Source organism: Streptomyces sp. NBC_01716, assembly GCF_036248275.1.
Lineage (GTDB): Bacteria > Actinomycetota > Actinomycetes > Streptomycetales > Streptomycetaceae > Streptomyces.
Genome location: NZ_CP109181.1, coordinates 4,672,693 through 4,686,919, shown reverse-complemented (window position 1 = coordinate 4,686,919; position 14,227 = coordinate 4,672,693). Strand labels below are relative to the sequence as shown.

At 72.9% G+C, this 14,227-nt stretch carries 9 protein-coding genes; 6 read left to right on the top strand and 3 right to left on the bottom strand.

Annotation, left to right across the window (positions count from 1 at the left end; genetic code table 11):
• Positions 1–42: 42 nt before the first annotated feature.
• The gene (locus OIE74_RS20505) at positions 43–1,551 is read right to left on the bottom strand and encodes an NAD(P)/FAD-dependent oxidoreductase (RefSeq protein ID WP_329385704.1); all 1,509 of its coding nucleotides are present in this window, start codon (positions 1,549–1,551) and stop codon (positions 43–45) included.
• Between the two features lie 336 nt (positions 1,552–1,887).
• On the opposite strand from OIE74_RS20505, the gene OIE74_RS20500 reads away from it, so the two are divergent.
• Complete coding sequence (locus tag OIE74_RS20500) at positions 1,888–2,712, top strand: helix-turn-helix domain-containing protein (RefSeq protein ID WP_329385701.1); 825 nt, start codon at positions 1,888–1,890, stop codon at positions 2,710–2,712.
• A gap of 358 nt (positions 2,713–3,070) precedes the next feature.
• Positions 3,071–5,041 carry a sigma-70 family RNA polymerase sigma factor gene (locus OIE74_RS20495; RefSeq protein ID WP_329385699.1) on the top strand — a complete coding sequence of 657 codons (1,971 nt, stop codon included), beginning with the start codon at positions 3,071–3,073 and terminating at the stop codon, positions 5,039–5,041.
• An 82-nt stretch (positions 5,042–5,123) separates the two neighbouring features.
• Here the strand turns inward: OIE74_RS20495 and OIE74_RS20490 are convergent, their stop codons facing one another.
• Positions 5,124–7,232: an asparagine synthase-related protein gene (locus tag OIE74_RS20490; RefSeq protein ID WP_329392365.1), complete on the bottom strand. Its 2,109-nt coding sequence runs from the start codon at positions 7,230–7,232 to the stop codon at positions 5,124–5,126.
• A gap of 582 nt (positions 7,233–7,814) precedes the next feature.
• Here OIE74_RS20490 and OIE74_RS20485 point away from each other — a divergent pair.
• The 4 genes from OIE74_RS20485 (at position 7,815) to OIE74_RS20470 (ending at position 13,130) form a co-directional block, all read left to right on the top strand.
• Positions 7,815–9,365 (top strand): sporulation protein, encoded by a 1,551-nt coding sequence (locus tag OIE74_RS20485; RefSeq protein ID WP_329385696.1) that lies wholly within the window; start codon positions 7,815–7,817, stop codon positions 9,363–9,365.
• 189 nt (positions 9,366–9,554) lie between these two features.
• Complete coding sequence (lhgO, locus tag OIE74_RS20480; RefSeq protein ID WP_329385693.1) at positions 9,555–10,817, top strand: L-2-hydroxyglutarate oxidase; 1,263 nt, start codon at positions 9,555–9,557, stop codon at positions 10,815–10,817.
• Positions 10,818–10,932: 115 nt separating this feature from the next.
• On the top strand, positions 10,933–11,718 hold the full coding sequence (gene trmB / locus OIE74_RS20475) for a tRNA (guanosine(46)-N7)-methyltransferase TrmB (protein WP_329392364.1): 786 nt from the start codon (positions 10,933–10,935) through the stop codon (positions 11,716–11,718).
• A gap of 149 nt (positions 11,719–11,867) precedes the next feature.
• Positions 11,868–13,130, top strand: a complete 1,263-nt coding sequence (locus tag OIE74_RS20470) for a PrsW family intramembrane metalloprotease (protein WP_329392363.1) — start codon at positions 11,868–11,870, stop codon at positions 13,128–13,130.
• Between the two features lie 25 nt (positions 13,131–13,155).
• Here OIE74_RS20470 and OIE74_RS20465 read toward each other — a convergent pair whose 3' ends face one another.
• Positions 13,156–14,220 (bottom strand): M23 family metallopeptidase, encoded by a 1,065-nt coding sequence (locus OIE74_RS20465; protein ID WP_329385690.1) that lies wholly within the window; start codon positions 14,218–14,220, stop codon positions 13,156–13,158.
• Positions 14,221–14,227 lie beyond the last annotated feature (7 nt).

The following is a 14,227-nucleotide window of genomic DNA, read 5'->3' as shown; positions in this document are numbered from 1 at the left end:
TGGTCACACGTTCAGTGTTGCCGAGCGCACTGACATCGGACGTCAGACGTCTCTGGGTCGTTCCCGTCCGGCGGCGAGTTCGAATTCGGCACGTGGGTGCTCCAGAGAGCCGAGGGAGACGATCTCTCGTTTGAAGAGACCGGCGAGGGTCCATTCCGCCAGTACTCGCGCCTTGCGGTTGAAGGTCGGTACGCGGCTGAGGTGGTACACGCGGTGCATCAGCCAGGCCGGATATCCCTTGAGTTTACGGCCATACACGTGTGCGACGCCCTTGTGGAGACCGAGTGACGCGACGGAACCCGCGTACCGGTGACGGTAGTCGTGCTGCTGCTCGCCTCTCAGTGAGGCGACGATGTTCTCGGCGAGGACCCGGGCCTGGCGGACGGCGTGTTGCGCGTTGGGGGCACATTCGGCGCCGGGCTCGCCCGCCGCCAGGTCGGGGACTGCGGCGGCGTCACCGGCTGACCAGGCGTGTTCGGCGCCGTCGACGGCGAGCTTGGCCGTACAGACGAGCCGGCCGCGTTTGTCGAGGGGCAGATCGCTGGCGGCGAGGATCGGATGCGGTTTGACGCCGGCGGTCCAGACGAGGGTGCGGGTGGGGAAGCGGGCGCCGTCGGACAGGACGGCGACCCGGTTCTCGCAGGAGTCGAGGCGGGTTTCGAGGCGTACGTCGATGTTGCGGGCGCGCAGTTCGCGGACCGCGTACTTGCCCATGTCGTGGCCGACCTCGGGAAGGATGCGGTCCGATGCCTCGACGAGGATCCACTTCAGGTCGTCGGCCTTGACGTTGTGGTAGTAGCGGGTGGCGTAGCGCGCCATGTCGGCCAGTTCGGCGAGCGCTTCGACTCCCGCGTAGCCGCCGCCGACGAAGACGAAGGTGAGGGCCGCGTCGCGCAGTTCCGGGTCGCGGGTGGAGGAGGCGATGTCCATCTGCTCCAGGACGTGGTTGCGCAGGGCGATGGCCTCCTCGACGGTCTTGAAGCCGATGCCGTGTTCGGCGAGGCCGGGGACCGGGAGGGTGCGGGAGATCGAGCCGGGGGCGAGGACGAGTTCGTCGTACGTCATCTCGAAGGCGCCGGGGGGCTGATCGGCGGAGCCGCCGTCGGCCGGACGGTCGGCGTTCGCGCCGTTGGTGTGACCGCTGTTGAGGTCCCGGCCGTTGGCGTGACTGCCTTGGGTGTCCCGGCCGTTGGCGGACGCGCCCCTCGCGGCCTCTTCCTCCGACGCGGCGGTGACGAGCGTCGCGACGCGCTTGGTGTGGTCGATGGATCTCGCCTCACCGACGATGATCGTGCAGTCCGGCAGGACCCGGCGCAGCGGCACCACGACGTGGCGCGGTGAGATCGAGCCGGCGGCGGCCTCGGGCAGGAACGGCTGGTAGGTCATGTACGCGTTGGGCGACACGACCACGACCTCCGCCTCGCCGCGCCTGAGCTTCCGCTGGAGCCGGAGCGCGGTGTACATCCCGACGTAGCCGCCACCGACGACCAGAACACGTGCGCGGGGCGGTTGTGCGGGGGTCGTCCCCCGGGAGATCTCTGCCTTCACCACCCCATGAGGCAACGGGCTCCTTGGTTTGTCCACAGCCCCGGCAAATTGTGTGACCGGAGCCCTCCGACGGCCCCATGTGCGCAAATCGCCCTGCGGCGGGGAAGGTTCGCAGGTCAGACGGTACGGACCCGGTGGTGGGAGAGGGCCGAATCAGGCATCTTCCGGTCCTTGCTCCGATCGGGGGGCGCTCCGTGCGGAACCACCCCCTTCTGAATTCCCCGGGGCTCAACTATGTTCGTATCTCGTCGGGGGAGTCGACCGTGACTTGGTCGGACGGTCCCGGCTGTCAAGGCGGGGAGGTCTCCGGGGGGAGACGTCATTACCGGGGGAACGCTTATGCACATTCAGGATTCTCATTGGCAGGCCGTCGTGTCCGTGGACGGCAATGGACGCGCGAGCGCGGGGGCGAGCGGGATCGGCCGCGCCGCACCGCTGCGTGTCGACGCACAGCGCAACCTTGAGCATGTCCTGCGGGCGGCTCGTGAGGTGTTCGGCGAACTCGGTTACGGGGCGCCGATGGAGGACGTGGCACGCCGGGCCCGGGTCGGGGTCGGCACGGTCTACCGGCGGTTTCCCAGCAAGGACGTGCTGGTCCGGCGGATAGCCGAGGAGGAGACCTCCCGGCTGACGGAGCAGGCGCGTGCGGCTCTGGGGCAGGAGGACGAGCCGTGGTCCGCGCTCGCCCGCTTCCTGCGGACGTCGGTGGCATCCGGCGCGGGCAGGCTGCTGCCGCCACAGGTGCTGAGGGTCGGGGTGGACGTCGACGAGTCGACGGTCGTCCCGGAGTCGGGCGACGATACTCGGGTGCCGCACCAGCGGCAGTCCGGGCACCCGGATCTGCGGGTGGTCGGTCCCGGCGAGCATGCCGGGCAGCACCCTTCGGTGCCGGCGGGGTCGGCGGAAACGGCCGACCCGGCGGGTTCCCTGGGCGACGACCTGGTGGATCCGGCTTCGGGCACGGTCGAACTGCTCGATGTCGTGGGGCAGTTGGTCGAGCGCGCGCGGGCGGCCGGCGAGCTCCGGCCCGGCGTGACGGTGGCCGATGTCCTGCTGGTGATAGCCACGGCGGCGCCCGCGCTGCCGGACGCGGCGCAGCAGGCGGCGGCTTCGGCACGGCTGCTGGACATCCTGCTCGAAGGCCTTCGGTCCCGGGCGGCCTGAGCCGAGGGGCAGCCCGGCGGAGGCCGGCCCGGTTGGCTGGTGCGTCAACTTGAGGCTGCGAGGCGGTCGTCGGACAGCAGTTCGTCCGGCGACCGTGCCACCCCTCCTGTGAACTGGGCGCTTTGAGCCTCGCGCCCAAGGCGTGTCCTCCGCGTCCGGTGCGGAACATCCTGGTGAACGGCGTGTTCACCGCACCCGATCGGCTCCTTCGCGTACGGTCGCGGGCCGATGCCCTGTTCCGGTGCCCAATCACGTAAGCGTGGTCACTGTCAACAGGGGTTTGGCGGTGCCGGGCGCTGTGGCACGCTGGCCGGGTGTTTGGGGTCTTGGTCTGCAGGATGCTACGGGGGCTTCCGCGATGAGCGGTGACGGACAGGACGGCTTGCCACTGGGTGGCGGCGCCGGCGGTGCGGGGACTGGCGGGCTGCCGTCCGAGCAGGTGCCGTACCAGGGCGGGCCGCGAGGTTCCTCGGGAGCCGCCGGTCCTGTTCTTCCCGGGCCGCCCCCGGGTGAGGCGGAGCCGAGTGTGCCGCCGCAGCGCGAGGGCTCCGCCAGGACGGCCGAGGCCGACCCGCTCACCGAGGGACCGGCCACCGATCTGCCGCCCTCGGACGCCGAGTTGATCCAGCGCATGCGGGCCGGTGACGACGGCGCGTACGAGGAGCTGTACCGGCGGCACTCGGCGGCCGTACTGCGCTACGCGCGGACCTGCTGCCGGGACGGCCACACCGCCGACGACCTGACGGCCGAGGTGTTCGCGCGCACCCTCCAGGCGGTGCGCGGGGGCGCCGGGCCGGAGCAGGCGGTGCGCGCGTATCTGCTCACGACCGTGCGGCGCGTCGCCGCCGCGTGGACGAAGACCGCGAAGCGCGAGCAACTGGTCGAGGACTTCGCGGTGTTCGCGGCGGAGTCCGCCCGCTCGGCCGAGGTGTCGGACGACGAGACGCTCGACCTGGGCGCCGACGTACGGGCGATGCACGAGGCCGAGCGGTCGCTCGCCATGCAGGCGTTCCGGAGTCTGCCCGAGCGGTGGCAGGCGGTGCTCTGGCACACCACCGTCGAGGAGGAGTCGCCGAGCACGATCGCGCCGCTGTTCGGTCTGACGGCCAACGCCACCGCAGTGCTGGCCAGTCGGGCGCGTGAGGGCCTCAAGCAGGCGTATCTCCAGGCGCATGTGAACACGTCGGTCGCCTCGGCCGGCGACTGCGCGCGGTACGCGGACCGGCTGGGTGCGTACGCGCGGGGCGGTCTGCGGATCCGGGCCGAGCGCGGGCTGCGCAAGCACTTGGAGGAGTGCGCGAAGTGCCGCCTCGTGGCGGGCGAGTTGGCCCATGTCAACGCCGGGATTCCGGCGGTCCTTCCGATCGCGGTCATCGGGTGGTTCGCGGCCGGGTATTCGCTCAAGGCCGCCGGGGTCGTGGCCGGCGGGGCGGTGGGTGCCGCGGGAGCGGGCGCGGCAGCGGCGGCCGGTGGTGCGTCGGGCTCCGCAGGGGGCTCGGCCGCGGCGGGAGGTGCGGCGGCCGAAGGGCTGGGCGCGCCGTTGAAGGCAGGGATCGCCGCCGTGGTCGCCCTCGCGGCGGCGGCCGGGCTGGTGTGGGCCCTGTCCGGGGACGAGGTCCCGGACAAGCCGGAGGCGAAGCCGCCCGTCGTACAGCCCGTCGTCCCGGAAGAGCCCACGCCGCCACCGGAGTCGAAGCCGCCGGCCGCGCCCGCGCCGCCGCCGCCCGCTCCCCCGGCCAAGAAGCCGGCACCGGCACCGACACCGACGCCCGAACCGAAGCCCAGTCCCACGCCGACGAAAGCGAAGCCGACACCTCCGAAGCCCCCGCCGCCGGCGCCGACACCCGCCAGTCCGAAGCCGCCCGCTCCGTCGCCACCACCGCCGCCGCCCGCGCCGGAGGTCTATCAGGTGAATCAGCTCAAGTTCGACGTCCTGGGTGACGGGTCCGGGCCCGAGGTGCGGATCGGGCAGAGCAGTTGGCTCTGGCAGCGTCCCGGGATGTCGATCGGCGGCACGCGGTACGGGCACGGGGCCTCCATGCACGCCGCCGGTTCGGTGACGATCGACCTCAACCGCCGGTGCGCCACCTACCAGGCGCTGGTCGGTGTCGACGACATGACGCTGGGGCTGGGCGCGGTGCGCTTCTCCGTGTACGGCGACGGCGGCCGGCTCTGGCGCTCCCCGGTGGTGCGCGGCGGCGAGGCGGCGGTCCCGGTGAGCGTGGGGATCGGCGGCCAGAAGACGATCCGTCTGGTGGTCGAGCCGCACACGCCGTTGGAGGCGGTGGCGGTCGCGGACTGGGCACAGTCCAGGATCAGCTGCGGCTGAGAGGGAGACCCCGGCCGAAGTCCTACGACCGGGGCCCCGGACCGAGGCCCTCGGACCCGGGCCGGCCGGACCCGGCGTCCTCCTACGGATGCAGCGTCGGACGGCGGGGCATCACGCCGCCCGCCACGGCGCGTTGGCGCGGCGCCGCCTCGCCCGTCCAGCAGGTGCCGCGGCGCGAGAGCAGCCGCCTGAGCCACAGTTCCGTGGAGACCAGGTCCGCGATGCCGTCCAGCGGGATCGGCTCGCCCTCGGCCGCCTTCCGCAGCGCCTTGCGCACCACGCGCGCCTCGATCAGGCCCGCGTCGGCCAGCAGCGGCGCGTCGAACAGCGCCATCAGGTCGTTGACGGCCGCCCGCAGCCCGGTGCGGGTCGCGGCCACCGACGTCGCGTGCGTCGTGGCGCCCCACCCCGGCGGCAGGTCGTGGATGCCCGCCCCCGCGAGGACGGCGCGCAGCACGTCGGAGCGGGCGCCGGGCTGGACCCGCAGCGATTCGGGGAGCTCCCGGCAGGCCCGTACGACCTGGTTGTCGAAGAACGGCGCGTGCAGCCGCTGGCTGCGGATCTCGGCGGCCTGCTCGAAGATCCGGTGATCGGCGGCCTGCCGGGCCAGCGCGGCCCGTGCGCGGGCCTCCCCGGGCCGCTGGACGGAGGTCGGGCGGATCGCCGCCCCCGTCAGACGAACCGATACTTCAGCCAGAGCCTCGCCCGTCAGCCAGCGCGCCGCCGGGCCGGGCCGCGACCAGGTGAGCGCGGCGAGGGAGGCGCCCAACGGCCCTTGCGCGGCAGGGGCGTTGCGGTCGCGGTGCACGCCGGGGAGCTGGGCGGCGGCCTCTTCGAGGCCGGTGCGGTACGGCGTACGGGCGAGGCGGCGGGCCGCGCGGTAGACGGTCAGCGGCACGAACAGCGAGCCCGCCGCGGACCCTTGGGCCTTGGCGAGCGCGGTGGTCGGCCGCAGCAGATCGCGGCGGCGCCGGTCGATGAGCAGGTCGGCCAGGCGCGCGGGGTGGGCGTCCAGCACCTCGCGGGCCCCGGCCCCGGTGAAGTGGTCGGCGCTGCCCGCGGCGAGCCGGCGGCGGTGGCGTTCGGCGGTGACGAGGGACGGGCCGGGCTCGTCGGTCAGCGGGCCTTCCAAGTCCGCGTACGGCAGGGCCTCTTCGCCCGCCGCGACAACCACGTGGTGCAGCCGGGGGTTGGAGGCCATGGCGCGGGCCCGTTCCAGCTCGGCCTCGCGTCCGCCGGTGACCAGGTCGTTGAAGGTGACGGCGAGGAGCCGTTCGCCGGCGCCGGTGCCATGGCCGAGGACGGTGCCGGGTGCGCCCGGCAGCCCGGCGGCGAGCAGGGCGAGCGTGCCGGACGCGCTGCCGCCCGACAGGTCGGCGCCGATGCCGGGGACGGGCCCGCCACGGGCGGCGCGCCGGTCGGCGGGGCCCATGCCCGGCACGGGCCCGGGGTCCGGCGGCACCGTCTCGGGGGCGTGGCGCGGCGCCAGGAGTCTGGCGCGTACCGCTTCGACGAGGGCGTCCCTGACTCCCTCGACGGCCCGTTCGGGGTCGGTCTGGGGCGCGGCGACGGCGAGGGAGGCGACCTGTTCGTACCCGGTGATCTCGCGGGATCCCTCGCGCAGGACGAGGGCGTGGCCGGGCGGGACGCGTTTGACGCCCGCGTACGGCGTGGAGTCGCGCAGCGCCTCGGGGGTCTCGGGGCAGGCGAGCAGCGCGGCCAGATGCCCGATGTCCAGCTGCGCCTCGATGAGGTCGGCGAGCGGCAGGGCGGCGGTGGCGTACGCGGTGCCGCTCGCCCACGGCGTGTGGAAGACGGGTCTCGCGCCCGCCAGGTCGCCCGCGACGGTGATCCGGCGGCCGATCTGGGCGACGGCCGTGTAACTCCCGGGCCAGGCGGTGAGATGGCGCAGGGCGCCGCCGCGGGCCGCGAACAGACCGATCTTCAGCTGTTCGTCGGTGGCTCCGCAGCAGCCGAAGACGGCGAGCCGGGTGAAGGGGTCGACGCTGACGACGCGGACCTCGTCGTCGCGCCAGTCGCCGACGGCCCACAGCGGATCCGGGTCGCCCCACAGGAGTTGGGAGCCGACGGGATGAACCGTACGGCCGTCGGACCGGTCACCGACGGAGCCCGCGGTGCCGGCCGTGCCGAAGCTCGCGGCGATACTGCTCCACCCCACCAACCAGCGCATCGCCGCCTCCACAGCCTGTGGATCAAGGGTCGTACTCGTTGTCATCGGTCGTTCGTGAACATGCTGCCACGACAACGGCACACAGGAGGGGCCCCGGGGCGGGAGCGCGAAACACGAATGCGCCCCTGGCAAAGGACAAATGGCGCGTCGAGGGGGTCAGGTCGGACAGACAGCATTCAGCCATTCTCCGAGCCCGATCGGCCGACGGGACGTCGGCAAACGTACAGTCCGGGAGGCGCCTTCGCCTCCCGGACCGATCCGCCACCCGCGGGGAAATGAGGCGGCGGTGTCCCCCAGCCCACTGGTTCCAGTACGCAGTGGGCCGACCCACGCAGCACTCATGGAAGCGCTCCCGGTCTCTTTTGGCCAAGAGCGCACGGCCGGGCGCACGGCCACACACCCGGAGCACGTGTCCCCCGGAGCGGGTTTCGCGCGTACTCGCGTACGGACAACAATCCCGCCATCCGGACCTCCGCCCCTTAACGGTAGGGATGCGGCGAACTACGCTGGGTTTACGAATGCCACGGGGTCCCTCACAAGAGGGGCCGGCGGGGCGGCCGTCTGTGTGTCGAGGGGTGGCGCATGTCCAGGGAGCTACGCGGGCCGAACGAGAAGCTCGGCACGGTTCTCGCCCTCGCGGGAATCAGCAACGCCGGTCTCGCCCGGCGGGTGAACGACCTCGGGTCGCAGCGCGGTCTGACACTTCGATACGACAAAACCTCAGTGGCGCGATGGGTGTCGAAGGGGATGGTTCCGCAGGGTGCGGCGCCCCATCTGATCGCCGCGGCCATCGGCGCCAAGCTGGGCCGTCCCGTACCGCTGCACGAAATCGGCCTGGCCGACGCCGATCCGGCGCCAGAGGTGGGTCTCGCCTTCCCGCGCGACGTGGGTGAGGCGGTGCGGTCGGCGACGGATCTGTACCGGCTGGACCTGGCGGGCCGGCGGGCCGGCAGCGGGGGCATCTGGCAGTCGCTGGCCGGTTCCTTCGCGGTCAGCGCGTACGCCACGCCCGCTTCACGGTGGCTGATATCGCCCGCAGACTCCTCGGTCGCGCGGGACGCGGCGATGGCCGAGGCGGCACGGAGAGCGCACGCGGCGCACACCGGCCCGGGGTTGACCGGACCGGCGCACGCTTCAACCGGCCCTGCGGGAGCGTCGGGCCCGCCGGGCGCCCCCGGGACCTCAGGAGCCGACGCGGGTGGCGAGGTCTCGCCACTGCGCGTGGGGCACAGCGATGTCGCCAAACTCCGTGAGGCGGCGGCCGACGCGCGGCGCTGGGACTCCAAGTACGGCGGCGGGGACTGGCGTTCGTCGATGGTGCCCGAGTGCCTGCGGGTCGACGCGGCGCCGCTGCTGCTCGCCGCGTACAGCGACGAGGTCGGCCGCGGCCTCTTCGGCGCGACCGCCGAACTGACCCGCCTGGCCGGGTGGATGGCCTTCGACACCGGACAGCAGGAGGCCGCGCAGCGCTACTACATCCAGGCGCTGCGGCTCGCCCGCGCGGCGGCCGACGTGCCGCTCGGGGGCTATGTCCTGGCCTCCATGTCCCTCCAGGCGACCTACCGCGGCTTCGCCGACGAGGGCGTCGACCTCGCCCAGGCGGCGCTGGAGCGCAACAGGGGCCTCGCGACAGCCCGCACGATGAGTTTCTTCCGGCTGGTGGAGGCACGCGCGCACGCGAAGGCGAGCGACGCCGCGGCGGCCGGGGCCGCGCTGAAGGCTGCGGAGGGCTGGCTGGAGCGCTCGCGGCCGGGCGACGCGGATCCCAGCTGGCTGGGCTTCTACTCGTACGACCGCTTCGCCGCCGACGCCGCCGAGTGCTATCGCGATCTGAAGGCGCCGCGGCAGATGCGGCGCTTCACGGAGCAGGCGCTGTCCCGGCCGACGGAGGAGTTCGCGCGGTCGCACGGGCTGCGTCTGGTGGTGAGCGCGGTCGCGGAGCTGGAGTCGGGCAATCTGGACGCGGCGTGCGCGGCGGGGACCCGGGCCGTGGAGGTGGCGGGGCGGATCTCCTCGGCGCGCACCACGGAGTACGTACGGGACCTGCTGCACCGCCTTGAGCCGTACGGCGACGAGCCGAGGGTCGCGGAGCTGCGGGAGCGGGCGCGCCCGCTGCTGGTGGCGCCGGCGTAGCGGAGGGCGGGGGCTCCGGCAGGGGGCGGTTCCGGAAGGGGCGGTTCCCTCAAGGAGACCGGGAGTTCGCGATCTTGTGCCGGACCACTGCCCAAATGCTTGGTGAACGATGTAAGACACGCGTGGTACCCCGATGGTTTAAGGGCATTGTCAGTGGGCCAGTGCACTATCGGGTGGGAGGTTGCGCGGGTGAAGAACGACGGCTCGGGCCGCGTCGGCGGCCACGGTTACGGCCACAGCCACGGTTACGACTGCGACGTGCTGGTGATCGGTGGCGGCATCGTCGGTCTGTCGACGGCCTACGCCCTCACCCGGGCGGCGCCCGGCACCCGAGTGACGGTCCTGGAGAAGGAGCCCGGTCCCGCGCGGCACCAGACGGGGCACAACAGCGGAGTCATCCACAGCGGCGTGTACTACCGCCCCGGCTCCCTCAAGGCGCGGTACGCGATCAGGGGCGCCGCCGAGATGGTCAAGTTCTGCGCGGAGTACGGCATCGCGCACGAGGTCACCGGCAAGCTCATCGTCGCCACCGGCCGCGACGAGCTGCCCCGGCTGCACGCCCTGGTCCAGCGCGGCCGGGAGAACGGCATTCCGGTGCGGGAGCTGGGCCCGGTGCAGATCATGGAGTACGAGCCGGAGGTGCGCGGCCTGGCCGCGATCCACGTCGGTACGACGGGGGTGTGCGACTTCGTCGCCGTCGCGGCGCGGCTCGCCGACTCGGCGGAGGCGTCCGGCGCGTCCGTGCGGTACGGCACGGAGGTCACCGTCGTCGACCGGCGGGCGTGGGGTGTCGCCGTCCGTACGTCCTCCGGAGAGGTGGTCAGGGCCCGCGCCCTCGTCAACTGCGCGGGGCTCCAGTGCGACCGGGTGGCGCGGCTGACGGGTGACGACCCGGGCATGCGGATCGTCCCGTTCCGCGGCGAGTACTACGAACTGGCCCGGCCCGGTCTTGTCCGGGGCCTGGTCTATCCGGTGCCGGATCCGGCCTTTCCGTTCCTGGGGGTGCATCTGACGCGCGGCATCGACGGCGGTGTCCATGTGGGCCCGAACGCGGTGCCCGCGCTGGCCAGGGAGGGCTACTCCTGGTCGGCCGTGCGCCCCCGTGAGCTGGCGGGCACGCTCGGCTGGCCCGGCTCCTGGCGGATGGCGCGCAGACACTGGCGTTACGGCGCGGGCGAGCTGCGCCGCTCGCTCTCCAAGCGCGCCTTCGCCACCGCCGTACGGAGGCTGCTGCCCGAGGTGACGGACGCGGATCTGCGCCCGGCGGCGGCCGGGGTGCGCGCCCAGGCGGTGCTGCGGGACGGCACGCTGGCCGACGACTTCCTGATCCAGGAGGCACCGCGCGCGGTGCACGTGCTCAACGCCCCGTCACCGGCGGCGACGGCCGCGCTCCCGATCGGCCGTGAGGTGGCGAGGCGGACGCTGACGATGCTGAAGGACGCGGGTCCGTAGAATTGGGGGTCCTGCCCCATTCCGACGTGGCTGAGAAAACGTGTCCGAGACCCAGATGAACGTGAACAGCGACCGCGACGGCGCACGCGCCGACGACACCCACCCCTGGTCCCGGATGTTCCCCGGGGGCTCGGGACCGGCCGCCGACCCCGCAGGATCGCACTTCGAGCGCCGTATCCGCAGCTTCCAGCCGCGCCGCAGCCGGGTCACCACCGGCCAGGCGGAGGTCCTGCGGCGGCTGTGGCCGTCCTGGGGCCTGGACATCGACGGACAGCGGGTCCTCGACCTCGACGCCCTGTTCGGCGGACTCCCGGTCGTCCTGGAGATCGGCTTCGGCATGGGCGAGGCGACCGCGCGGATGGCGGCCGACGATCCCGGCACCGGAATCCTCGCCGCCGACGTCCACACCCCTGGGCAGGGCAACCTGCTGCGGCTGGCCGAGCGCAGCGGGCTGTCCAACATCCGGGTGGCCAACGGCGACGCGATCATCCTGCTGCGGGAGATGCTGGCGCCCAGGTCGCTGGACGGGATACGCGTCTACTTCCCCGATCCGTGGCCCAAGACGCGCCACCACAAACGGCGGCTGATCCAGCCCGAGTTCCTCTCGCTGGCGGCGCCCGTGCTGAAGCCCGGTGCCGTACTGCACTGCGCGACGGACTGGGAGCCGTACGCCGAGCAGATGCTCGACGTGCTGAGCGCGCACCCGGCGTTCGAGAACACCGCCCCGGACGGCGGATACGCGCCACGGCCCGACTCTCGGCCGCTCACGCGGTTCGAGGGCCAGGGACTCGAAAAGGGCCATGCCGTACGGGACCTGGTCTTCCGCAGGGTCGCGGGCGACGGGGCTGCGGGCGACGCGGCGGCGGACGAAGAGAGGGCGGGCGGCGCGCTCGCCGGCTGACGGCAGGAACCGGCCGGACGGCGTCGCGCGCTGTCAGTGGCTCTCGTTAGGGTCAGTAGGTGTCCGAACCGCCCCGACCACCCCCCTACGACCCACCGGTCCCCGAGCCGGCGATCCCAGCCGCCGAGCGGCAGCAGCAGCTCGGCGACATGTGGGCCGCCGTTCCTGAGCGCTCCCGCTGGCGCTACCGGCCGTACCGCGCGTTCTGGCGGCACCCGGCCGTGCGCGCGGGCGCCGTGATCATCCTGCTCGCGCTCTGCGGCCTGCTGCTCATGTCGCTCGTCCGGGAACAGACCGGCACCCAGGGCTTCCTGGTCGGCCTCGGGCTGGCGGTCCTGCCCGTGCCGCTGCTGATGGCGGCCTTCCGCTGGCTGGACCGCGTGGAGCCGGGCCCATGGCGGAATCTGCTGTTCTCCTTCGCCTGGGGCGCCTGCGCCGCCGCCCTCGTGGCGATCACGGCCAACTCCTTCGCGACCCAGTGGATAGCCACCGCCACCGCCGACCCCGCCGGCGCGGAGTCCCTGGGGGCCACGGTGATCGCGCCGATCGTCGAGGAGAGCGCGAAAGCCGCCGCGATCCTGCTGATCTTCCTCTTCCAGCGGCAGTCATTCACCGGACTGGTCGACGGAGTCGTCGTCGCGGGCTTCACCGCGACCGGCTTCGCCTTCACCGAGAACATCCTGTATCTCGGCAGCGCGTACGGCGAGGACCAGCAGATCGGCAACTCGGGGCTGCCCGCCATGACCGCGGCGACCTTCTTCGTACGCGTGGTGATGTCGCCGTTCGCGCACCCGCTCTTCACGGTCCTGACGGGCATCGGCTTCGGCATCGCCGCCCTCGCCACCAGCCGCCGGCGCGTCCGCCGCTGGCTGATGCCGATCGTCGGCCTCGTGCTCGCCATGGGCACGCACGCGCTGTGGAACGGCTCGTCGTCGCTGTTCGGCCCGTACGGCTTCTACGCGGTGTACGCGGCCTTCATGGTCCCCGCCTTCGCCCTGCTCACCTGGCTGGCGATCTGGACGCGGCAGCGCGAACTGCGCATGGTTTCGGCCGAGTTGCCCGCCTACGCGGCGGCGGGCTGGCTCGCCGAGACCGAGCCGCTCGCCCTGTCCTCGATGCGGGCGCGCTCGATGGCGCGCGATGTGGCGGGGCGCGCGTACGGGCCGAAGGCGGCCCGTACGGTCGGCGAGTACCAGGCGTTCGCGACCGCTCTGGCGTTCCTGCGCCACCGGGCCGGGCGCGGCACGGCTGGGCCCGACTTCGTCGAGCGCGAGCAGGAGTTGCTGCACCACATGTGGCAGCGCCGGGAAACGGCGTCGCCCGCGCTGACGTACGCGGCGCGGGCGACGGGGCGGGTGTGGTCTCCGCCGCCGTACATCGACTACGGCGGCTACAACCCGTACAGGAACTAGGGTCTGTCGTTTGGATCAGGCCGGATCAGGGCGTGAGTCCCTTGCCGCGCAGCCAGCTCATCGGGTCGATGCCGCTGCCGCCCGGGGTGTGCACCTCCAGGTGCAGGTGGGGGCCGGTGACGTTGCCGGTGGCTCCCACGCGTCCGATGGTCTCGCCGGTGGTGACCTTCTGGCCCGCGCCGACGGTCATCGAGGACAGGTGGGCGTACCAGATCTCCGTACCGTCTTCGAGCTCCAGCACCACGCGGTAGCCGTACGAGCCGGACCAGCCGGCCGACTTGACGGTCCCGCCGTGGACGGCCTTGGTGGGCGTGCCCGTGGGGGCTGCGAAGTCCAGGCCGGTGTGCTGGCCGGAGGACCACATGGAGCCGGCCTGGCCGAAGGTGGAGGTGAGCGTGTAGGAGGAGGTGGGGAGCGAGAAGCTGGCGGCCAGCTTCTCCAGGCGCTCCTGCTCGGCCTTGCGTTCGGCCTCTTCCTTCGCCTTGCGCTTCGCCTCGGCGGCCTTCTTCTCCGCGTCGGTCTGCTGCTTCTCGGCCTCTGCCGCCGCCTTCTCCGCGGCGGCCTTCTCGGCGCTCGCCTTCTGGGCGGCGTCGGCCTCGGCCTGCTGCTGCTCCGCCTGCTGGAGGATGCGGGCGCGCAGTGCCTCGCCGGAGTCGGTGGTGCCCTGCTGGGCGTCCGCGACGGTGAGGCCCGCCGTGGTCAGCGGGGAGGGCGTCTCGTCGGTCTTCTTGTCGCCGTCGGACATGAAAGACCCGACACCGGGAAGGGACTTGGCGTCGGGGAGATTGTCCGAGAGCGCGTCGGGAAGTGATATCGAAACCGGCGGCTTGTCCTGCGCGGAGGCGATGCCTCCGGCGCCGACAGCGGCGATGACACCCACTCCGAGGACCGTGGAGCTGCGGGCCAGCGCGTTGCGCTGCTTGGCGACACGGTGCTTGCCGCGTACGGGACGGACGGACTCCGCGGTGGGATTCCATTCCTCCCAGTCCCTGTTGGCCTCGCCGTCGGCGAGATCGGTGCCGGCGAGCCGGCTCCCGGGGCCGAAATGGGCCGGGACGGAGGCTTCGGGAGCAGGCCTGTTGGACGCCACTGGGGCG